Source organism: Roseibium sp., from assembly GCF_048260565.1.
Taxonomy (GTDB): Bacteria; Pseudomonadota; Alphaproteobacteria; order Rhizobiales; family Stappiaceae; genus Roseibium.
Genome location: NZ_JBLXGP010000008.1, coordinates 90297 through 112051, shown reverse-complemented (window position 1 = coordinate 112051; position 21755 = coordinate 90297). Strand labels below are relative to the sequence as shown.

The 21755-nt window shown below is 61.8% G+C and carries 19 protein-coding genes; 2 read left to right on the top strand and 17 right to left on the bottom strand.

The window, feature by feature from the left end:
• Window positions 1–25 precede the first annotated feature (25 nt).
• From ACN0SO_RS17335 to ACN0SO_RS17285, 11 genes are read right to left on the bottom strand one after another with little or no spacing between them, the layout of a single operon-like run.
• Entirely contained in the window at window positions 26–466 is a 441-nt protein-coding gene (locus ACN0SO_RS17335) for an SRPBCC family protein (protein ID WP_417679982.1), read from the bottom strand.
• 36 nt (window positions 467–502) lie between these two features.
• A complete protein-coding gene (locus ACN0SO_RS17330; RefSeq protein WP_417679981.1) occupies window positions 503–2716 on the bottom strand; it encodes a flotillin domain-containing protein in 2214 nt (737 codons plus the stop codon).
• Window positions 2717–2756: 40 nt separating this feature from the next.
• On the bottom strand, window positions 2757–3587 hold the full coding sequence (locus tag ACN0SO_RS17325; RefSeq protein WP_417679980.1) for a phosphoenolpyruvate hydrolase family protein: 831 nt from the start codon (window positions 3585–3587) through the stop codon (window positions 2757–2759).
• Window positions 3587–5815, bottom strand: a complete 2229-nt coding sequence (locus tag ACN0SO_RS17320; RefSeq protein WP_417679979.1) for an ABC transporter permease — start codon at window positions 5813–5815, stop codon at window positions 3587–3589. Before ACN0SO_RS17320 ends, ACN0SO_RS17325 begins: the two co-directional genes overlap by 1 nt.
• Complete coding sequence (locus ACN0SO_RS17315; protein WP_346896347.1) at window positions 5808–6593, bottom strand: ABC transporter ATP-binding protein; 786 nt, start codon at window positions 6591–6593, stop codon at window positions 5808–5810. Before ACN0SO_RS17315 ends, ACN0SO_RS17320 begins: the two co-directional genes overlap by 8 nt.
• 27 nt (window positions 6594–6620) lie before the next feature.
• Window positions 6621–7868 (bottom strand): ABC transporter substrate-binding protein, encoded by a 1248-nt coding sequence (locus ACN0SO_RS17310; protein WP_417679978.1) that lies wholly within the window; start codon window positions 7866–7868, stop codon window positions 6621–6623.
• Window positions 7865–8938, bottom strand: a complete 1074-nt coding sequence (locus ACN0SO_RS17305; RefSeq protein ID WP_417679977.1) for a branched-chain amino acid ABC transporter permease — start codon at window positions 8936–8938, stop codon at window positions 7865–7867. Before ACN0SO_RS17305 ends, ACN0SO_RS17310 begins: the two co-directional genes overlap by 4 nt.
• Window positions 8935–9987, bottom strand: coding sequence for a branched-chain amino acid ABC transporter permease (locus ACN0SO_RS17300; protein WP_417679976.1), 1053 nt, complete (start codon window positions 9985–9987; stop codon window positions 8935–8937). Before ACN0SO_RS17300 ends, ACN0SO_RS17305 begins: the two co-directional genes overlap by 4 nt.
• 6 nt (window positions 9988–9993) lie before the next feature.
• Entirely contained in the window at window positions 9994–11316 is a 1323-nt protein-coding gene (locus ACN0SO_RS17295) for an amidohydrolase family protein (RefSeq protein WP_417679975.1), read from the bottom strand.
• A gap of 60 nt (window positions 11317–11376) precedes the next feature.
• Window positions 11377–12150, bottom strand: a complete 774-nt coding sequence (locus tag ACN0SO_RS17290) for an alpha/beta fold hydrolase (RefSeq protein WP_417679974.1) — start codon at window positions 12148–12150, stop codon at window positions 11377–11379.
• Window positions 12147–12974, bottom strand: coding sequence for a fumarylacetoacetate hydrolase family protein (locus ACN0SO_RS17285; RefSeq protein WP_417679973.1), 828 nt, complete (start codon window positions 12972–12974; stop codon window positions 12147–12149). The genes ACN0SO_RS17290 and ACN0SO_RS17285 overlap by 4 nt, the downstream gene beginning before the upstream one ends.
• Before the next feature lie 231 nt (window positions 12975–13205).
• On the opposite strand from ACN0SO_RS17285, the gene ACN0SO_RS17280 reads away from it, so the two are divergent.
• Together ACN0SO_RS17280 and ACN0SO_RS17275 are read left to right on the top strand one after the other, a co-directional pair.
• Window positions 13206–13877, top strand: a complete 672-nt coding sequence (locus ACN0SO_RS17280; protein ID WP_417679972.1) for a FadR/GntR family transcriptional regulator — start codon at window positions 13206–13208, stop codon at window positions 13875–13877.
• 23 nt (window positions 13878–13900) lie between these two features.
• Window positions 13901–14404, top strand: coding sequence for a FadR/GntR family transcriptional regulator (locus tag ACN0SO_RS17275; protein ID WP_417679971.1), 504 nt, complete (start codon window positions 13901–13903; stop codon window positions 14402–14404).
• 291 nt (window positions 14405–14695) lie between these two features.
• On the opposite strand, the gene ACN0SO_RS17270 is transcribed toward ACN0SO_RS17275, so the two are convergent.
• The 6 genes from ACN0SO_RS17270 to ACN0SO_RS17245 all read right to left on the bottom strand — a co-directional run bounded on the left by ACN0SO_RS17270 (window position 14696) and on the right by ACN0SO_RS17245 (window position 21666).
• Entirely contained in the window at window positions 14696–15964 is a 1269-nt protein-coding gene (locus ACN0SO_RS17270) for a DUF4041 domain-containing protein (protein WP_417679970.1), read from the bottom strand.
• A 540-nt stretch (window positions 15965–16504) separates the two neighbouring features.
• Window positions 16505–17317 (bottom strand): phosphodiesterase, encoded by an 813-nt coding sequence (locus ACN0SO_RS17265; RefSeq protein ID WP_417679969.1) that lies wholly within the window; start codon window positions 17315–17317, stop codon window positions 16505–16507.
• Between the two features lie 41 nt (window positions 17318–17358).
• Window positions 17359–18246 carry a carbohydrate ABC transporter permease gene (locus ACN0SO_RS17260; RefSeq protein ID WP_417679968.1) on the bottom strand — a complete coding sequence of 296 codons (888 nt, stop codon included), beginning with the start codon at window positions 18244–18246 and terminating at the stop codon, window positions 17359–17361.
• Window positions 18243–19142: a carbohydrate ABC transporter permease gene (locus tag ACN0SO_RS17255; protein WP_417679967.1), complete on the bottom strand. Its 900-nt coding sequence runs from the start codon at window positions 19140–19142 to the stop codon at window positions 18243–18245. The genes ACN0SO_RS17260 and ACN0SO_RS17255 overlap by 4 nt, the downstream gene beginning before the upstream one ends.
• On the bottom strand, window positions 19139–20314 hold the full coding sequence (locus tag ACN0SO_RS17250) for an ABC transporter ATP-binding protein (protein WP_417679966.1): 1176 nt from the start codon (window positions 20312–20314) through the stop codon (window positions 19139–19141). Before ACN0SO_RS17250 ends, ACN0SO_RS17255 begins: the two co-directional genes overlap by 4 nt.
• A gap of 77 nt (window positions 20315–20391) precedes the next feature.
• Window positions 20392–21666, bottom strand: a complete 1275-nt coding sequence (locus ACN0SO_RS17245) for an ABC transporter substrate-binding protein (protein WP_417679965.1) — start codon at window positions 21664–21666, stop codon at window positions 20392–20394.
• Window positions 21667–21755: the final 89 nt, after the last annotated feature.

Below are 21755 nucleotides of genomic sequence, written 5' to 3'. Positions count from 1 at the left end.
CGGACTGACACCGGCCCAGCCATTTTCATCGTCCGCCGAAGGATTGCTTGAGCGCGTTGAAGGCGGTCTGGAACACGCCCTTGCCGATCTGCTCGATCAGCGCCTGTTCCCGCTCCGGCGGACATTCGAAATCCGCCTGCCACTGGGCGAAGGTGACATTGCCGTCGGTCACCGGTGTGAGCGACATTTTGGCGATGTAGTCTTCGACGCCCATAGGGCTTTCGAGGATCGCGTAGGTGCAGCTCATGTCGTAGTCCGACAGGGCCAGCAACTGCTCGCGGATCTTTCCGCCATCCGTCAGGGTGAAGTTGCGGATGCAGCCCACCTTGTCCGACGGAAGACCCTGCTCGATCCGGCTTTCAGTCACAAAGGGTGTCCACTCCGGCAGGCCGTTGAAATCCCGCACGCGGCGCCAGACGCTTGCCGCCGGCGCAGGGATGACACTGGAGACGTAGACGCGGGTCATGTCAGACTCCGCGCGCCGCACTCAACCGTGGTAGCCCTAGCGGTCGCGGTCACGGTCGTCGTCATCGTTTGATGCGTCCTTTCCCTTGCCCGACTTGCCTGACGCCTTGCCTTCGGCCTTGTCCACCAGCGACGCCATGTCCTTGGCGTCTCGGAGAACATCGGTCATGCGTCCCATGGATCCGCCCTCGATGCCGATTTCCTTCATCAGATTGTCGATCATCGGAGCCTGAACCCGGTAGCGAAGGGCGGAATCGATCACTTCGTCGGTGACGTTCTTGCGGTTGCCGTCGTGTCCGCCCATTCCGTCGACATGGAGGATCTTGATGCCCTCGATCTTCTCCATGGGACGGACGCTTTCGCGAACGATGCCTTCGAGCCGCTCCAGCAGTTTCTCGCGGATACGAGCCTGGCGGGCATCTTCGGACAGGGCGTTCTCGCTTTCGTTGAGCGCACGCTGGCCGTCGGCGTCGACCCTGTAGCGCTCGCTGGCGGCAAGGGCTGCGATCTTCTCCGCTTCCGCCTTGGCAAGGGCCGCGATCTTCTGTGCTTCGGCCAGGCTCTTGGCCGCCTTCATTTCGGCGTCGGCACGACCGGTCACCTTCATCGTCTCCCGTGCGACCTCGCGCTCGGTGGCGATCCGTTCTGTCAGGCTGCGCCGTTCGGCAACTTCCTTCTCGCGCACGGTGAGCGCCTGTTCCTCGGCCTGCACGGCCTTGGCCCGGACCGCCGCCGCGGCGGCAAGAGCGGACGACCGCTCCTGGGATTTCTGGGCCAGTTCGACCGCCTTCTCGATCTCGGCGATCTCGATGGCGCGGTCGCGATTGACCCGTGCGGTGGAGATTTCGCGCTCGTTGACGATGCGGGCTTCGGCCACGGCCCGCTCAGTGGCAAGGCGTGCGCGTTCCACCTCCTCGGACATGGCGAGTTCGGCTTCCTCGAAGGCCTGACGCTTGGCGATCTGCAGACCGTCGAGACGGCGCTCCCGCTCGATCCGGACCTCGTCGAGGGCCCGCTCCTGAGCGACGCGTTCGGCTTCGGTCATCTGGTTCTGGACGATCTCGTTGCGCTGCTTCTCGGCTTCGGCCTTGGCAACCTCGACCGCCTTTTCCGCAATGGCGATCTGGCGTTCGAGCGCATGGATCTCGATCGATTTTTCGCTTGCGATCTCCCGTTCCCGGCGCTCCAGGTCGCGTGCGATCCGGACCTTTTCGAGTTCCAGTTCCAGGTTGATCTGCTCGCGTTCGGTCTGCTCGCGGCTCTTGATTTCAGCCTCGTCGATTGCCCTGCGGCGCGCGATTTCCCTGCGCTGGGTCTCTTCCTCCGACTTGATGCGCTCGTCGGTGATCGACCGCTCCTGGGCCAGGCGCGCCTTTTCGACCGCCTCGCGTGAGGCCAGCTGCGCCTGCTCGCTTTCCTGTTCCTTCAGGGCGCGTTCGCGCACCAGTTCGGCCCGCTGCGCGGCGCGGCGGATTTCAAGTTCGCGCTCCTGTTCGAGACGGGCGTATTCCTGGTCCCGGTCGATGTCGTAGACCTGCTTCTGGGCGGCCAGGTTCTGGGTGCGGATCTCAACAAGTGTCCGCTGCTCGATCTCGTTGCGCATCTTGCGGCGGGTTTCGATCGACTCGGTGATCTGGGTCAGACCTTCGGCGTCGAATGCATTCGACGGATCGAAAAATTCAAGGCCGGTCTGGTCCAGGTCGGCGATGGCGACTGCGTCCAGCTCGAGGCCGTTGCGGGACAGCGCCTGGGAAGCCACTTCCCGCACCGCCTCCGCATATTCCCCGCGCTGTTCGTGCATTTCCTCCAGGGTCATGCGGGCGGCAACCGTGCGCATGGCGGCGGCGAACTTGCCCTCAAGCAGCGTGATGAGCCCGTCTTCCTGCATGGTCCGGCTGCCGAGCGTCTGCGCCGCGGCCGCGACCGCCGCCTTCGACGAACCGACCTGAACGAAGAATTCCGCGACGATGTCGACGCGCATACGGTTTCGGGTGATCAGCGCCTGTTCGTCACGGCGCGGCACCTCGATGCGCATGACGTTCATGTTCACCGGCGTGATTTCGTGCAGCACCGGAATGACGAAGGCGCCGCCGTTGACGACTACTTTCTCGCCCAGGAAGCCGGTACGAACGAACGCCACTTCCTTGGTCGAGCGCCTGTAGAGCCATCTGAGTATGTAGACGGCCACCACGATTGCGATAACGACCACCACCAGCCAGATCAGCATCTGACCAATCATTTCGCCTGACATGTGTTTCCTCCCTTCATGCGATGGTTCGGGCCGTCCGGTCTCAGAACGTCACCGCCTTGAATTTCTTTGTCTGTTCGGTCAGTGCGATTTCCGTCGGCAGCCGCTCCATCGAGGAGGCGCCATAGAAACCGTGACAGTTCGTGGTCCGGTTGAGCACATAGGCCGCGTCCTCGGGCGAGGATACCGGTCCGCCGTGCACGAGGATGATTGCATCCCTGTTGACCTTCAGGGCTGCTTCCGACCATGCGTCGACCAGCGCCGGGCATTGCTCCAGCTTGAGGGACGTCTCCGCCCCGATCGATCCGCCGGTCGTCAGCCCGAGATGGCAGACGATGATGTCGGCCCCCGCCTTTGCCATTTCCGCCGCGTCGTCCGGCGAGAAGACGTAAGGCGTCGTCAGCAGGTCCAGCTCGCGGGCCATGCGGATGACATCCACTTCCTGGGCGTAGGACATGCCCGTCTCTTCCAGATTGGCCCGGAAGGTCCCGTCGATCAGGCCGACGGTCGGGAAGTTCTGGATACCGGCAAAGCCCATGTCCTTGAGCTGTCTCAGGAAGGGCTCGAACATGCAGAACGGATCGGTGCCGTTCACACCCGCCAGCACCGGCGTCTTTGTGACGACGGGCAGGATTTCACGGGCCATTTCGACCACGATGTCATTGGCATTGCCGTAGGCGAGCAGGCCGGAGAGCGACCCGCGGCCCGCCATGCGGTAGCGGCCGGAATTGTAGATGACGATCAGGTCGATGCCGCCGGCCTCTTCGCACTTGGCGGACAGGCCGGTGCCCGCGCCGCCGCCGACGATCGGCACCCGGTCGCGCTTCATCTGCTGGAATTTCTCGACCAGTTGCTTGCGTTCAAATCTCGGCACTAGGCGGACCTCCTCGTCGGACCGGCGACCGCCGCAAACGCGCTGACAAGCGCGTCTGAGAATGCCGGATCGTTGATGTTGGCGTTTACGCGAATGATTTGTCGCCGCGCGGTTTGGCGCACGGTTGCCTCGATGGCATCGAACAGCGCCTTGTCGGCGACCGGGTCGAAGAAGGCCCCGCCCGGCTTGTCCAGGATCGATACCCCGCCCTCGGGAATGAGGAAGCGGACCGGCCCTTCCATCTGGTTGATCCGCTCGCCGATCCACTCGCCGAAGGCGCGGTTTTCTTCCGGCGTCGTCCGCATCAGGGTGACGGACGGATTGTGAATGACGAACTTCCGGCTGTTGAACTTTTCGGGCACCGTGTCACGCGGCCCGAAATTGACCATGTCGAGCGCGCCGCAGGATCCGACCCACGGCAGGCCGGTGGCGATCGCCGCTCCGAAGCGTTCGCGGTCGCAGGGGAACACCCCGCCGACGATCATGTCGGCGACCTCGGTGGTGGTGATGTCGAGAAAGCCTGTCAGCAAGCCGGAATGGCCGAGTGTCTCCATCGCCTTGCCGCCGGTGCCGGTCGCGTGGAAGACGAGACAGTCGTAATCCCGTTCCAGGGTTTTCTGCACCGCCTGGACGCAGGTGGTGGTGACGCCGAACATGGTGATGCCGACAGTCGGGCGCGCCCTGGCCCGGGACGCCGCCATATCCTCGCCGCTTGGCAGGCGCGCGACCATGCCGGCCAGCGCATGGGCCGCATTGGCAAGCACCCGCTCGGAGATCAGGTTGAGCCCCTGAACATCGGTCACCGAATGGAACATGTTGATGTCGGACGCTCCGACATAGGCGCGCGTGTCGCCGGAAGCGACCGTAGAGACCATGACCTTCGGAATGCCGATGGGGAGCGCCCGCATGCCGGCGGTCGCAATCGACGTGCCGCCGGATCCGCCGGCCGATATCAGTCCGCCGACGCCACGCTGGGCGGCCATGTAGCGGGCAAAGGCCTCCGCCATGGCGGCCACCGACGCGCCCCGGTCGTCGCTGAACACCGCCGAGGTTCCGCGCGGATGATATCCTGCAACCTGGAGCGGCGTGACATCGGCGCGCGAGGGCTTCTGTGACGTCGACAGGTCGATGGTACGAACCGGGATTCCGAGCTTCTTGATGCAGTCGCGCAGGTAGCCCAGTTCCTGGCCCTTCGTGTCGAATGTACCGGCGATAAAGGCGGTCTTGCCGATCCGCTCCGAATAGGGGATCTGGAAGACTTTCCTGCCTTCCTCGTCCGCCGTCGGATTACGCCTGTCGACCATTTCGTCGCGCAGGCTCGCGGCCGGCAGGTTCCAGCGGTTCGGCATCCGGGAAACGGTCTGGATGGCGCCGGAGGAAGACGGGGCACCGTTCCCCTCTCCGCGCGCAACCACATAGACGTCGGCCAACCGTTCCCTTGCGCTTTCGCCGGCAGGCCTCGTGTCTTCGGCAGGCTCGATATCATCCTCGGCATGGCGTCCGACGCCCAGAAGGCGTTGCTGGAGATCCCGGTCGGCGGCGAGCACGCTCGCCTCCAGCGTCCGGTTGATCTGGCCGTTGACCATGATCGCGACCGTGTCGGACACCGAAGTCGCGACGCCGATGTTCTGCTCGATGACGAGGATCGCCATGTCGCCTTCGTGGCCGAGCTGCAGCATCATCTCGGCGACCTGGTCGACGATCACCGGGGCGAGCCCCTCGGTCGGCTCGTCCATGACCAGCAACTTCGGATTGGCAAGCAGAGCGCGCGAAATCGCCAGCATCTGCTGTTCACCGCCCGACAGTTGCGACCCGCCGTTGCCGCGGCGCTCGTAAAGCCGCGGGAAGGTCTGGTAGACGCGGTCGAGCGTCCAGGCGGCCTCGTCGCCGCCGGTCGCGGCAAGGCGCAGATGTTCGTCGACGCTCAGGCTTGGCCACACCCGGCGGCCCTGAGGCACATAGGCGACACCGGCGTTGTGGATCTGGTGCGGCTCGAGGCGCGAGATTTCCCGGCCGTGGAGCCGGATCGAGCCGGAGCGGGCATCCTTCAGCCCGGTGATCGTGTTGCAAAGCGTGGTCTTGCCCATGCCATTGCGGCCGACGACGCTCATGACCCCCGTCTGGAGCGAGAGCGACACGCCCTGCACCACATGGGCCTCGCCGTAATAGACGTGGAGATCGTCTATCTGGAGCGCTGCGCGCGGCTTGTTTTCGGAGGTTCTAGCCATGCCCGCCTCCCAGATAGATTTCCTGGACCGTCGGATCGTTCTCGATCTCCTCCGGCGTGCCTTCCGTGAAGAGCCGGCCGTTGTGCATCATGGAGACGTATTCGGAGACGCGCAGCGCCACGTCGAGGTCGTGTTCGATGATGATGTAGCCGATATGCTTCGGCAGGGCGTTGAGGATCTCGATCAGATCCCGGCGTTCGGTCGGCGACAGGCCGGCCGCGGGCTCGTCGAAAAGAATGAAGCGTGGCGCACCCGCAAGGGCGAGTGCGATTTCGAGCTGCCGCTGCTGGCCGTGGGACAGCATGCCCACCGTGGCGTTTCGGTCGTCATCGAGATGGACGGCGTGCACGATCGATTCCGCCTGCGCCATTGCCCCGTCGGAGGGGCTTGGCCGGAGCAGCGAGAACCGGCGGCGCGAGACGCCGCGGCAGGCGAGATAGACCGACTCCAGCACGGTGAGATTGGTGAAGAGCTGCGAAATCTGGTAGGTGCGGCGCAATCCGCGCCGGATCCGCTCGTGGGCGGCAAGCGTGGTGATGTCCTCGCCAAAGAAGCGGATGGTGCCGCTCGTCGGGTTGAAGTCACCCGTGATCGTGTTGAACAGCGTGGTCTTGCCCGCGCCGTTCGATCCGAGGACCGCGCGCCGTTCCCCGGCCGCGATCCTCATCGATATGCCGGAGAGAGCCGTCAGGGCGCCGAACTGCCGGCCGACGTCATCCAGTTCCAGCGCATTGGCGCCGGTTCCCTGCAGACGTGATGCGGCGACATTCGTTGCCATGGTCAGACCCTCTCCGGTTGGTTTCGCTTACGGGCAGCTCGGGTTTTCGCGGCTGACCGCGCCGAGTGCCAGGAACTCATCCTTCGGAATGCCGAGGGTCTGGTTGACCTGCGGTGTTACCTTGATGAGCTTGTTGACGAGCGTTCCGTCATCGGCTTCCGACACTTCCGTGAGGAACATGTCGGCAATCGCGTTGCGGTTCTCGTCCAGCGACACCTTGCCCGTCGGAGTTTCGAACTCGAGCTTGGAAAGAGCCTCGCGGAACTTCTTGCCACCGTCGGAGAGATCGCCGTTGACTTCCTGAAGAGCCAGGAGCGCCGCCTTCATGTTGATGTAATAGGCATGGGCGAAGAGCGACGGAGACGGGAACGCGCCATCCTGCTTCTTGTAAGCCGCCGAGAAGTCCTTCCAGGCCTGAGCGTCGTTGGTGTCGGCGGTCGGGCCGGCAGCCGGCGTGCCGATCAGCACGTCGCGCATCCGTCCCTTGGCCGTCAGCACGGTCTGGTCGACGGTGATCGACCCGCCGATGAGCGGAGCCTGACCGCCGGCATCGTTGTACTGGGACAGGAAGTTGACGGCATCTGCGCCGCCGAGGGCGACATAGATCGCATCGACGTCATCCGGAATGGCGGCAATGACCGAGGAATAGTCCTTGTTGCCGATCGGCACCCAGGACTTCGACGGCACCGTGCCGCCGGCCTTGCAGAACTCCGCCATGAAGCCGAAGACCTGCGTGTAGGGGAAGGAATAGTCTTCCGCCACGGTCGCGACTTTCTGATAGCCTTTCTCATTGAAGGCATAGTTGCCGAGGCCCGCCATCCATTGCGCACCGTCCGTCGAGAAGCGGAAGAAGTTTTCCGCCGGATCGCGAAGCGTCGTGTCCTGTGCGGCGGAGCTGCCATTGAGGAAGGTCACGTCGGGCTGGGTCTTTGCGTAGTCCTTGACGGCGATGCCCTCGTCGCCCGAAAGCGGACCGATGAGAACCTTCACACCGTCCTGCTCGACGAGCTTGCGGGCAGCACGCACGGCGCTGTCCGGGGAAGCGTCCGACGACCCCTTGATGATCTCGATGTCCTTTCCGGCGACCTTGCCGCCGAATTCGTCGACGGCGGTCAGGGCCCCGCGCTCGCTGTCCTCACCGAGAACGGTGAAGGCACCTTCGAACGTGGCGAGCACCCCGATCTTGATGCTGTCTGCCTGAGCCACGGAAAGCGTCGGCGCAGTCAGACCTGTCGCCAGCGCGAGGGCCAGCATTGTGCGTCTGTTGATATTCATGCATTCCTCCCTTTCTTTTCAGCTTTGTTTGCGGCCTTTTTGAACGACCGCCAATCGTCCCGGCCCGCTTGCGGCTTGAACCGCTCCCACAGGCCGAGAATTCCATCCGGCGAAATGAAGACAATCAGAAGAAACACGAGACCGATGAGCGTGTTGAACCGCTCCGCGCCGATGATATCGATAGCAAACGTCTGCATCAGGGTGACGACGACGGCGCCGATGAACGGCCCGACCGGGTGGCGCAGCCCGCCGATGATGGCAATGACCAGGATGTTGATCGACGGCCCAACCGCAATCGTTCCCGGCGAGATCCGTCCGTTGAACCAGACGAGCAGGATGCCAGCGGCACCGGCGATCAGGCCTGCCAACCACCAGGCGAAGACCTTGTGGGCGGTCACGTTGAAGCCGATGGCGCGCATGCGGCGCGGGTTGTCGCGGATCGCCTGCAGCGTCAGCCCGAAGGTCGAGCGCGCGCCGTAAAGGACGGCGACATAGGCCACGACGGCATTTGCCAGACACAGATAGTAGAACGGCACCGCATCGCGCCAGTAGACGCCGAAGACCTCCGGTGCCCTCAATCCGTTGTAGCCGGGAAAGCCGTTGAACAGCGCGTAGTTCTGCTGGGCGAAATAGAAACACGCGGTCGCCACGGCCAGCGTGATCATGATGGTGTAGATGCCCTCCGTGCGGACCGCGATCCAGCCGATCAGCGCCGACAGCAGCGATGCGATCATGATGGCGAGCGGCCCGTAGATCCACCAGGGCCAGCCGAAACCATAGATGCCGGAATTGTTCTCGCCAAAGATCGCGACCACGTAGCCGGCAGCCCCCGCGACCGTGATCTGGGCGAGCGACACCATGCCCCCGTATCCGGCCAGCAGCATCAGCGACAGGGCGATCATCCCTAAGACCAGCGAATAGCCGCCGATCTGGGTCAGGAAGAAGTCGCTCGCCATCACCGGATAGATCAGAAGGAAGAAGGCCAGCAGGACGTGGCCGATGCCGATCTTCTCGATCCAGCTTCGGGACGCGGTGCGGCTGACCGCCGGATTGAGAGAGAGATCCGTCATAGCGACCTCCCCATGAGGCCCTGCGGCCGGATCGCCAGCGTGATCACCATGATGACGAAGGTCAGCACCACGCCATAGGTCGGGAAATAGACGAGCCCGATCTGCTCGGCGAGACCGATGATCAGGGCGCCGATGGCCGCCCCCACGATCGATCCCATGCCGCCGACGATAACCACGACGAGGGAGGCCAGCAGGTAGCGGATGTCTTCTCCCGGAGCCACGGAAAGCGCCGATCCTCCGACGACGCCGGCAAGACCCGCAAGCCCGGCCCCGAGCGCGAACACGATGGCAAAGACGAAATGCACGTTGACGCCGGAGGCCGCCAGCATGTCCCGGTCATCGACCCCGGCGCGGATCATCGATCCGATCCGCGTGCGGTTGATCAAAAGCCACAGGCCGATGCCGATCACGATGGCCGAAAGCAGGACGATCAGCCGGTAGAACGGATAGACAAGGAAGACTTCGGTACCGTTGGACCGCACCGCCGTGACCACCGGCAGCTTGATCGCGCCGCTCAGCCAGTGCGGTGTCAGAATCTGGTAGGTGGTACCGCCCCAGTAAGCGAGCATCAGGTCGGCCGCGACCACCGAAATGCCGATGGTAACCAGAGTCTGGCGCAGGTCTTGCCCTTCGAGGCGCCGGAAAACGAGGATCTGCATGACCAGCCCGACGACGGCCAGGACCAGAAAACCCGCAGCGACGCCAATGAGCCAGTAGCCGGTCCATTCGGCAAATTCGTAGCCGATATAGGCGCCGAGCAGATACAGCGATCCATGCGCGAGGTTGACGTTGCGCATCAGCCCGAACACCAGCGTGAATCCGCTGGCGACCAGAAAATAGAGACCGGCGAGTGTCAACCCGTTCAGGATTGCCGACAGGAACGCTTTTTTGGAAATCAGGATGGCGTTCAGCCAGTCGGGCCACTGGGCGAAGACCATCCAGATGAAGACAGCCCCTGCCACAAGCACGACCAGGCCCCAGGCCTGACGGCGGGTCATACCCTGGCCCTGGGCGAGTGGATTGGAGCGGCTGTCGGGCGTATCAACCATGGCGGATCAGGCAGTCAGCCGGCGGCGCGCTTCACTTGCGCGCGGCGCCTTGTGAAACTTGCCGTCTTTCATGATGGCCAGCAGGCGATCCTGGTTCTGCAGGATGCGCACGTCGGACAGCGGATCGCCGTCGACCAGAAGCAGGTCTGCCAGATAGCCCTCTTTGATCATGCCCAGCTCGTTTTCCATGTTCATGATCTCGCCGCCGTATTTCGTTGCGGCCAGGATCGCTTCCATCGGCGAGAAACCGAGCATGTCGACGAAGATCTGCAGGTCCTTGGCGTTGGTGCCCTGCGGGGTCCAGGCAAAGCCGTAGTCGCCGCCAATGCAGATGCGAATGCCGCGACGGTGCATCTTCTTCATGGTGTCGATGCACATCTCCAGCTCCCGCTCATAGAGCATGGAAACCTCGGAACCGGGCTTGATGCCCCACTGCTCGGCATGGCGTGCCGTGTTGATCAGCCAGGCCATCCCCGGCGCAACGATGTGCCGGTCGCGCGCAGCTTCCAGCGCATCGAGCGCTTCCTCGTTGGCGAAGGAGGCGTGATAGATGTTCTGAATGCCGTGGCGAATGCACTGCATCACCGATCCGGACGAACGGGCGTGGGCGGACAGCACCCGGTTGCGGCAGCGCGCCTCGGAGGCCGCCATCGCCACTTCCTCTTCGGCCATGGGCGTTTCTTCCGCACCCATGCCGGTGATCTCCTCGCCGGAGAGATTGAGCTTGATGGAATCCACACCGTATTTGATCAGCGTGCGAACCACGCGCCGAACCTCCTCCGGTCCCGAAACGACGATCCCGAGGTTGAGCCCTTCATGGGGAATATGCGACGGCGCGGCATCTCCGAGACCACCCACTGTTGTGATCTCCGGACCGGCGGCAAGATAGCGCGGTCCCGGAAAACGGCCTTCATTGATGAAGCGTTTGGCGACCACGTCGAGACGGGGCTTGGCGGCCGCAGCCCCGCGGCCGGCGGTAAACCCGGCATCGAGGACCAGCTTCGCCATCTCCATCGTGACGAGCATATGCTCCTCGAGTTCCATCATCTGGATGGGATCGATACCGGGCGCATTGTTCCAGGACAGGTGCAGATGGGCATCGATCATGCCCGGCATGAGCGTGGCGCCCATGCCGTCGATCACCGTCGCGCCGGAGGATGTCATCGGCTGCGAGAAACGGGACGATCCCCGGGTGATCTGCTTGATCCGGTTGCCCTGAACGAGAACCTCGCCCGAATAGGGCTGTTCGCCGGTGGCATCCAGTATGCGCACATTGGTGAACAGGACGGATCCGCCGTCGCCGTTCAAGCTACTCGTGTAACCAGCCATGTGTTCCTCCCTTGCGCCGTCGGCCCTCCCAAGCTTCCGGCAAACTTCAATTCGCGTCGGTCATGCACTCCCGACGAATTCGGATAACAGCCGCCGGCAGTCTGCCGGCTTCTCGATCGGTGTCCAGTGTCCGCAGCCCGGCAGGATGACCGCCCTGCCGCGTCCGACCTCGTCCGCCAGTTGATGGGCGACGGAAGGCGGACCGACCGCATCTTCTTCACCCGTCACGACCAGCACCGGCATTTTCAGCGCCTTGGCATCGGCACGATTCGCACCGGCCAGGGCCTCGCAGGACTTGGCGAACCCTTCCGCGTCCTGACGCATGTGGCTTTCGCGCACGAAGGCGACCGCGGCCGCGTTTGCTTCGTCGGACCCGGATGCCAGACCGGCCGAGGCCACCTGATCGGCGACCACGGCCATGCCTTCGTCGCGGGCAAGCTGCGCCCGACCCTTCAGACGTTCGCGCGCGGCGTCCGCCGGCTCGATGATCGGACCGAACAAGGTCAGCGTGCGGGCCAGCGCCGGTCGCGCCTGGGCGACGTGCTGGGCGATCAGGGAACCGAAAGAATGTCCGACCAGATCCGCTTCCGCGATGCCAAGATCGGTCGCGGCCCTGAGAACCGCATCGACAAGCAAGCGCACGTCGATCGGACCGCGCGGCGTGGCCGACCGGCCGGCACCGGGCAGGTCCGGGCGCACGACACGTCGCCCCCGGAGCGCGGGCATCAGCGGTTGGAAGGAATTCGACGTTGCGCCGAGGCCGTGGAGCAGGATGATTGCAGGGCCCTCGCCCTCCTGCTCGATGGTCATGCCGGCGGTCATCGTCGTGGTCATGGGCGCCGCTCCGTGAACCGGTTTTCCAGCGTGCCTATGCCGGAAATGTCGATGCGGACCACGTCGCCGTCGCGCAGGTATTTCGGCGGTTTGAAGCCGATCCCCACCCCTTCCGGCGTTCCGGTGGCGATGATGTCGCCGGGCTTGAGCGTAACACCTGCGGAAATGGTCGCGATAATGGTCGGCACGTCGAAGATCAGATCGCGCGTATTGGCGTTCTGACGCTCCTCGCCGTTGACCCAGGTGGACACCCTGGTATCGGAAATATCGATCTCGTCGGCCGTCACCGCGAACGGCCCCATTGGGCAGAACGTGTCCTGGGACTTGCCGATCAGCCACTGGCTGTATCGGCCCTGCAGATCGCGGGCGGTCACGTCGTTGACGATCGTGTAGCCCCAGACATAATCCATGGCGTCCTCGGCGCGAATACCACGTCCTTCCTTGCCGATGATGACGGCGAGTTCGGCCTCGTAGTCGATTGCTTCGGAAATCGCCGGGTCGATGATCACCGGCGCGCCGGAGGCGACGACTGTCTCTGGAACCTTGGAAAAGATGATCGGGTGCGCGGGCACCTCGCCCTGAGCCGCGGAGGAATCGAAACCGCTGCGCGAGAATTCGCGGGCATGGGCGTGATAGTTCTTTCCGACGCAGAAGATGTTGCGAGAAGGCCGCGGGAACGGCGCTTCCAGTTCGACTTCGGAAAGCGGCAGCGGAGAAAGGGTTTCAAGCGCGGCCAGGTCCTTGCCGACCAGCGCAGCGACACCATGTTCGGCCTCTTCAACCGAAAGCGCGATCGGGGCTATGGTTTGCCCGTCCTCGCTCACGATACCGACACGCCTCTCCCCGGCATGCCTAATCGAGGCTACCCGCATAATCCACTCCTCCCATATGCGCCAATTTAATATTGGCCTATATTTGACATCAGCCTAAGAGGACTATTCTGCCCTTGCAAGAGTATTTTTCTTGTATTTTCTGTACCAATATGCAGAAAATTATCTGAATTGGTTCTCGTTATGTGAACCTTTCGAAAATTGGATCACGTAAAAAGAGACAATATGCCTGTCAAAAAAGCCTCGGCTCTGGGATCTGATCTGCAGCAACGGCTGGAAAGCGGCGAGTGGCAGCCGGGCGAGCTGATGCCGAACGAAAGAGCGCTGGCAGCCGAGTACGGCGTGGCGCGCAATACGGTGCGCAAGGTCCTCACACAGATGGCGGAGGAAGGGCTGATCGAGCGTCAGGTCGGCCGCGGAACCGTCGTGCTGGACCGGCCGGATCATCAGTTCACCGATATTCTGGACCGCTTCCTCGATGCCAGTCCCCTGGACATCCTGAACCTGCGGATCTTTATCGAGCCCCACAGCGCAGAGGCCGCTGCCCGCAACGCCTCGTCATCCGAGCTCGAGGCGATCATCGAGGCGAACGCGAAATGCGCAGAAGCCATCGATCTCGACCGGCATGAATACTGGGACAGCCAGTTTCACAAGCGAATCCACCAGGCGGCGAACAACGCCTTCCTCACGGACCTGTTCGACCTCCTGTCGATCATTCGCTGCCAGGCGCCGATGATGGAGCTGCGTCGCCGGACCTTTACCGAAGAACGCCGGCTTGCCAACGGACGTGAACACGACGAAATCCTCGCCGCGTTGAAAAACTGGGACGGCAAGGCGGCGGCCCGCGCCATGCGCGATCATCTCATGTCCCGGCGCCGCAACTATTTCGGCCAGTAGGCCGGTTTCAGGAAGTCAGTCCCATGATCCCCCAGGCAAAACTCCGCAAGATCGTCTCGACCGCAGGCACGACACGCGACTTCATCGACATCCTGAAACGGCTGAGCGGCGCAAGCCCGGCCGACATTCTTGCCGTGCGCCTGATCATCGAGCCGCAGGCCGCGGCGGCCGTCGTCTCGAGCGCGACCGGTGCCGACATCAAGCTGATCCGCGAAGCCCACGAACACGCCGTCAATGCGGACGACCTCGCCAGTTTCGAGCGCTGGGACGCCGAATTGCACAGCCGCATCTATACCGCCACGCGCAACGAACTCCTGATCAGCCTGAACAACCTGCTCGGCGACATCCGCAACCGTGCGCCCTGGATCCGATTGAAGAAGAAGGTGATCACCGAGGCCAAACGCCGCGAATACTGCGGCCATCACGAGGAAATCGTCGAGGCGATCGCCCGGCGCGATTCCGAAGGCGCCTCGGAGGCCATGAACCGCCACCTCACCGTCATCATCGAGGACTTATTTCCGCGTTGAGGGTTCCGCTTCCATACATCTAAATCCGGGCGCGCAAACGTGGATGGACGCGCTTGGCGAGGCCGACCCGGTTAGGCATATAATGCACCTTCCACCACGTCGGATGCATTTCGCTGAACGCCAAGAACTCGTTCGGAGCCTATATTAGAAGGCAATTTGTGAGGATAGTCGTCAGCAACGGGAAAGTTATTCGGTCAATATAGGATGGCCCGGCTTGTCACACCATAGAGAACAAGGGCATCAAGTAGTAGAAGTTCCCAGAGTTGGAGGCGCTCCAATTGATGGTCGGCGTTAGATGGTCTCCGGAAATGCATCCGAAGATTCCGAGATAGTGATGTCCGCAAGAAGTTGTTTCCGACGAGCTAACGTCTCATGCCACTCCTGCGCCTCCCGGTCTTTGAAGAAGGATGCTGCGGGAGCCAAACGTTGAACCGCATCCTCCACTTCGTCCAAGTTGACCCGAAAGAATTCCTTTCTCATGTTCGACATGTTGATCCGCCGCTCGGCGAATTCGCGGTGAAGTGCGGCTTCAAGCGCCGGAGCTTCATCAGAGTAGATCATTGCATGTGTGTCGAAGGAAAACGGCACACTGGCATCCCCGAGTTGGCGAACGCGGTCATTGGGATCAAGGCGCCGTGTTAGGCCGATCTTGACAACGTCCTCGCCGAAGGATCCAACATTTGAAATGATGTAGACGTATCCGGACTTGGTCATCTCTGCCATTGCGCGCGCACGCTCGCTGGTCGCATGCGCGTCTGCTAAGGATTTCTCAAGTTCCGCAATCTTTACTCGAAGTTGTTCATTTCCAATGTCTTCTTCAGCCTCTTTCCGCGCTTTCGCGAGCATGGCCTGATACTTCTGCTCTTCCCTTTCTGCTCTTTCAGCTTCGGCAAGAAGTTTCTTTTCCTCACGCTCTGCTCGAGCGAGCTCGGCCCGCTCCTCTCTCTCCTGCTTCAGTTGCTCCCGGTACTCATGCGTTAAGTGAAGCTCGTCAATTTTGAGTGCCACATAACCATCATTGATGACGAGATTCATGGACGAATTTGAAGCATCGATTGCTTTGGCGGCCTTCAGCACTCGGTTTTCCATGGCGATAACATTGTTCCAACGGGTGTTGGCGATCGCAGCCTCGCATTCGTTGTTGAACGCGCGCATAGTCAGACGCATCTGGCGATTAATCATCGTCTGTCCCTTGGAAAGGCTTCCATCAACCGTCCAATTGGTGGGGCAAATGCACGCTTCCTTGGCGGACACCACCCTTTTCTGGCGTTCGCGAATTTCCTTTATCCGATCCTTATAGGCTTCACTATCATTGAAATCGAAATGGGGTTCGTAAACACCAAGTTCGGCGAATGCCAAGCGTTCATCATAGAGGGCCAACTCATGCCGCAAGCGATCAAACGTCGCCTTCTTCTCGGCATAGGAAGCTCGCAATTCTTCGATTCTTGTCTGTTCTACCGCGACATCATTCCGTAGACGCTCAAGTTCGGCTTCTTCGGAAATCAGTGCACCGTATTTAACTTCGAGCGCATGCGACTTGTCTTCGAGACCATCAATCAAGGAGACCGATTGCTTCCGCACTTTCCGTAATCTTATCCAGGTCCATACCCAGGCTACGAACAGTACGGGGACTGAGAACAACCAGACTAGAAGAAAAACAACACCGGGCTCCATGGGAAAGCTCAACCATATGAAGAAATACAATCAGCAACCTCAACCCTAAGGCATTGACCTATGCAAATTCAATCGCACAATCAGCGTCTCAAACTGGATAGGGTACTGGTTGATTTAGCGGTAAGACCATCGTTAGCAGTCCATTAGCCCATAAAGGTATCCGTCGATGGTTGCGCCTTACCAGCTTGTTGCCTGTGCTGCGTTAGATACCGAAGTCCCGACACATCGCAGACTTCTGCCCACTGCCAAGCAACTGGGCGATGAGTTTAAACGGCACTTCTATCAGACTATACTCCCATAACTGCAGACCGCGTTCGCCCCACGAAGGACCAAAGAGACCTGTTGCGTACGTCTCTGTGAGACTAAAATAGCCAGCCTGCGAGACATCGCAGGAAGCAGTGGCGGGCTTCTTCGCTTACCTCACTCTCAGAAAAGCTCCGGCGAAAGCACCAGGTGGCGGTCGATGTAGTTTTCCATATGAACGACCGTTGCCGTGTCGTCGCTGAGGACGACGGCGAGCTGGCCCGGGCCCTCCCGGCGCGGAACGAACCCGGCCGAGCGCTCCTGTGTCGGCGCGCCCAATGTCGGCTCAATGTTGTAGTGGCTGCCGGCGATCGTGCAGAACGGCACGCCCCGGAAGTTTCCGGACACGCTCATGTGCACATGCCCTGAGAGAACATAGCGGATGTTGCGGTTTCCGCTGACCAACTCGGCGAAGGCCTCGCCGTTCTCCAGGATGATGCCGTCGGTCGGAACGCCGAACGGCGCGATATTGTGATGCATCACGATGATCACCGGCTTGTCGGCGGCGTCCTCCAACTGCTGTTCCAGCCATGCAAGCTGCACCTTGTCGAGGCGACCGCCTGCAAATCCGGGAACGGAGGTGTCCAGCACGATGACCCGGTGGCCGTTCCGGTCGATGGCATGATCGACCTTGCCGGTCTGCGCGTTCACGCGGTCCTGGCCGAAGTGCTCGACGAAAACCTCGACATTGTCGTGGTTTCCAAGGGTCAGGACCGGTGCCTGGGCAAACTTTGCAAGCGATGCCTGCAGCCGTTCATAGGCCGCCTTCTCTCCCCGGTCGGCGAGGTCGCCGGCAACAACGATCAGATCCGCATCGGCGTGGCGCCGGTTCACGAAGTCTATGCCGGTTTCCAGCCGTTCGGTCGTATCGAGACCGTGCGACAGGTCTCCCTCGGGAACGATGTGAAGGTCGGAAAGCACGATGAGCTTGAGCATTCTGGTATTGCTTCTTTCTGGAGGACGAACGGTTTGCGGGATTACCCTTTGATCCCGCTCATGGTGATGCTTCGGATGAACAGGCGGCGCGCGAACAGGAAAATGACAACCATCGGCAGGGTGACCACGGTCGCGGACGCAAAGGTGCGGCCGTAATCGTTGTCGAATTCCGACTGGTACTGCAGCATGGAAAGCGCGGCCGTCATCTTGTCCTGGCTCTGGACGACGATCAGCGGCCAGTAGAGGTCGTTCCAGTGGGCGACCACGGAGAACACCGAGAAGGCCGCGACGGCGGGAATGGCCGCCGGCAGGATCAGGCGCAGGATGATCTCGATTTCGCTGAATCCGTCCACGCGGGCCGCATCGATGATGCTGTCCGGATAGTCCTTGAAGAACTGCCGGAACAGGAAGATCGCGAAGACCGATACGAAAAACGGGAACATCAGCGAAAAGTAGGTGTCCAGCAGTCCGAATTTGACGAGCCCGAGATAGATCGGGATGGACGTCACGTTGATCGGAATGGTCAGCGACGCGACGACGAAGCCGAACAGGATCGTCGATCCGCGGAACTTCAGCTTCGCAAGCGCATAGGCCGCCGGCACCGCCGTGACGAGCTGGACGATCAGGATGCCGATGCACACGATGAAGCTGTTGGCCAGGAAGGTCAGATAGGGCTGGTCGAAGAGAACGCCGTAATAGTTGGCGCCCCCCACGAACGTCTCGGGCCAGAAGTGGAAGTTTGAATCGTAGACCTCGTCCGCCGGCTTCATGCTCGACGACAACATCCAGACGAACGGAAAGATGACGAGCCAGGCGCCGAGGAACAGTAGACAGGTTCCGACCGCATCCGCGAGCGACTTCGGTTTGAACGAGGCGAGGAAGCGCAGCCGGGGAGCTTGCGGCCGCTGGATCGAAGTGGTCACGGTCATGCGTGGGTTCTCCTGCGGTCGGCAAGCCGCGTCTGCAGCCAGGCGACAAGGAACAGGACGGCCAGGAAGACGAGAGACAGGGCACAGGCGTAGGCCATGTTGAAATTCTCGAAGCCTTCCAGGTAGGCGAGATAGAGATAGACCTCGCTGGCCCGGTCCGGCCCGCCGTGGGTCAGCACCGCGACCGTGTCGAACAGCTTGAACGCCGTGACCAGGGTGTTCACAGACACGAACAGGGAGGTCGGCGCCAAAAGCGGCCAGGTCACTTGGAAGAAGCGGTCCAGCGGATGATCGGCGCCGTCGATGCTCGCCGCTTCGTAGAGGTTCTGGGGAATGGCAGTGAGCCCTGCGAGAAACAGCACCATGTTGAACCCGATGATGCCCCAGATGGAGACCATCGCGATGGAGATCAGGACGATATCGCCGTCGCCGAGCCAGTTGACCTTGTCCAGGCCGAGGCCGACCAGCATGTTGTTGATCGCCCCCTGATTGCCGTCGAGCAACGCGCGCCAGACCAGCGTCATGGCGGTCAGGGTCGACGTGACAGGCATGAAATAAAGCACTTCCAGAATGGAGCGGAACCGTCTGCGACGCTGGATCGCGATGGCGAGCAAAAGCGGAAGGAAAAACGCGCCGGGAATGAAGATCGCCGCATAGATCAGCGTGTTCTCGAGCGCTTCGGCGAAATGCGCGTCGGTGAGCATCTGCCTGTAATTGTCGAGCCCGACAAAATTGAAGCCGTCGTAAACGAGCGAATAGTCGGTGAAGCTGATCACGAACACCGCGACGATGGGCAGAACGTAGATGACCAGGATCAACAGGGAAGCGGGCGCGGAAAGCAGATAGGCAAGCCGCCGCCGTCCCCCTTCCTGCCTCGGGAGAGCTGTCGGGCTCATTGAGCCGCCTCCCGGGCTTCTGCGACGATCGCCGCATCCCTGAGCCGCTCGCCATCGGCGTTGAAAAAGAGCAGGCTGCTCGCGTCGAAACCGACGTGCAGCGTCGGATCGAGGCTGACTCGGGAAAGCAGGTCCGAGGTTTTGGGAAGCCGCATGCGGAACCTGGTCTCCGGCAGGTCATCGAGGGCGCCGTGCACCAGCACCTCGTGCCCCAGGTCTTCGGTCAGATGACGGGTAAAGCCCAGCTTGAAATCGGTCGACATGTCATGAGGGTGGACCAGACGGGCCGCTTCCGGGCGAACCGCGAACAGGGTCGAGCTGTCCATGTTCACCGCACGCCCGGGAACCGTCGTCGCGCCAAGCCGCGCAATGCCCGATGTCACTTCCGCCGGCAGGATGTTGATTTCCGGAGAGCCGATGAACCGGGCAACCGCAACCGAATGCGGATCGGCATAAAGCGCGTTCGGCGTTCCGAGCTGGAGCAACTGTCCCTTGTCCAGCAAGGCAACCCGATGCGACATGGTCATGGCTTCGGTCTGATCGTGGGTGACATAGACAAAGGTCAGGCCGGTGCTTTGATGCAGCTCGGTGATTTCCTTGCGCACTTCGACGCGCAACTTGGCATCGAGATTGGAAAGCGGCTCGTCCATGAGAAACAGTTTGGGATGACGCACCAGCGCCCGGCCGAGCGCGACGCGCTGGCGCTGACCGCCCGAAAGTTCCGCCGGACGCCGGTTCAAGAGGTGCTCGATGCGCAGCTGTTTCGCGACCGCCTCGACTTCGGTGGCGACCACCGGCCGGAGTGCGCGGGCCTTCGGGCTGATCCTGTTGACGAGCGGCAGGCGTGCGTGCAGCGGCAGGCGCGCCATGATCAGGGGCATGGAAATATTCTGGGCCACGCTCATGTGCGGATAAAGGGCATAGTCCTGGAAGACCATGGAGATGTTACGGTCCTTCGGCGAGGCCGCGTTCATCGCTTGCCCGCCGATCAGAACCTCACCGCTGTCCGGCGTTTCCAGTCCGGAAATGATCCGCAAGAGGGTCGATTTTCCGCATCCGGACTCCCCGACGAGCGACAGGAATTCTCCGTCGGCGATCTCGAAGGACAGCCCCTTCAAGACCTGCGTATTGCCGAACGATTTTCGGATGTCTCTGAGTTCCAGACCTGCCACCGCACGCCCCTGTCATCTTGAATGAAGGAAAGGCAGGCGGGCATCAGCCCGCCTGCCGGAGTATTTTCGGGTAACGCCTATTTCTGCGACAGCGTGACCGCGATGTCCTTGAGCTCGGCAGCGCCGTCTTCCGGAGAGGTCTCACCTTCCATGACGGACTTGATGACAGACCGCTGCTCGCTCCAGATCTTCTGGTTCTGCGTGCCCGGGTAGCCGTACCAGGGTCCGGCGCGGTCATACTGCTTGATCGGCGTCGCGTAGTACGGGTTTTCCGCGTAGAACTTGCCGAGATACTCGTCGTCGAGCGTGCGGCGGTTGGTCGGCAGGTAACCGGTGATCTGGGCGGCGACCTGCTGGCCGCGCGGACCGGTCACGAACTTCAGGTATTCCCAGACGGCAGCGATCTTGTCCGGGTCCTGGGTGGTGATGATCGCGGCGTTGCCGCCTGTCGGCAGCGTGCCCTTCTCTTCGTTCCAGACAGTGAACGGTGTGGAGCGTAGCTCGAAGGCATCGCCGACGCGTTCCTGCATGTCACGGGCACCGGCCGGGGAAAGGCCCCAGATGCCCATCTTGCCTTCGGTGAAGGCGGTGAACTGGGTCGACCGGTCCTGATCGGTACGCGCGCCGCCGTCGGTCACGAGACGACGTGCCATCTGCATGGCTTTAACGGCGTAGTCGTTTTCGTCGAAGACCACCTTCTGACCGTCTTCGGAAACCATGGCGCCGCCCTGCATTTCAATGAGCGTCTGGAAGCCCCAGTCGTCGCCGTTGATCATCCACATGAACATCGGCGTGATGTCGTCGCCGAGAGCCGCGATCTTCTGCGTGGCGGCGAACAGGCCGTCCCAGTCTTTCGGGAAGTTGTCCGGGTCGAGTCCTGCCTTACGGAACAGGTCCGCGTTGTAGTACCACTGGATGACGGAGGCGTTGAACGGCATGCCGTACTGCACGCCGTCAACGCGGCCCAGGTTCAGCATGTTGTCGGTGTAGTTGAGTTCCTTCCAGCCTTCGCCTTCGGCCGCGATCAGCGGTGCGAGGTCGACGATCTGGCCGCGCTTCGCCATGGCACGGGCCAGAGCCGGCAGCTGGTTATAGGCTTCGAATGCGCAGTCCGGCAGGGTGTTGGTGGCAGACGCACGCATCATCTTCAGGTGGGAATCCGCGTAGTCCTTGGCAGGCGCGGCGTATTTCACCTCGATCTCGTCCTGCATCTCGTTGAATTCTTTCATCAGCGGTTCGTGCTGGCGGGTCAGGTGACCGGAATTCGTCAGGCAGGTGATGACGGTTTTGGCTTCGGCAGCAACGACACTGACGCTGACCATAAGCATTGCAAGGGAGAGTTTTTTCAACATGTCTTCAAGACCTCGTTTCGATACTCGATTGACGGCGCGAAGGAGGACCCGCGCTCTGTCACGTCAGAGGCGCCGCGTTGCCGCAAGCA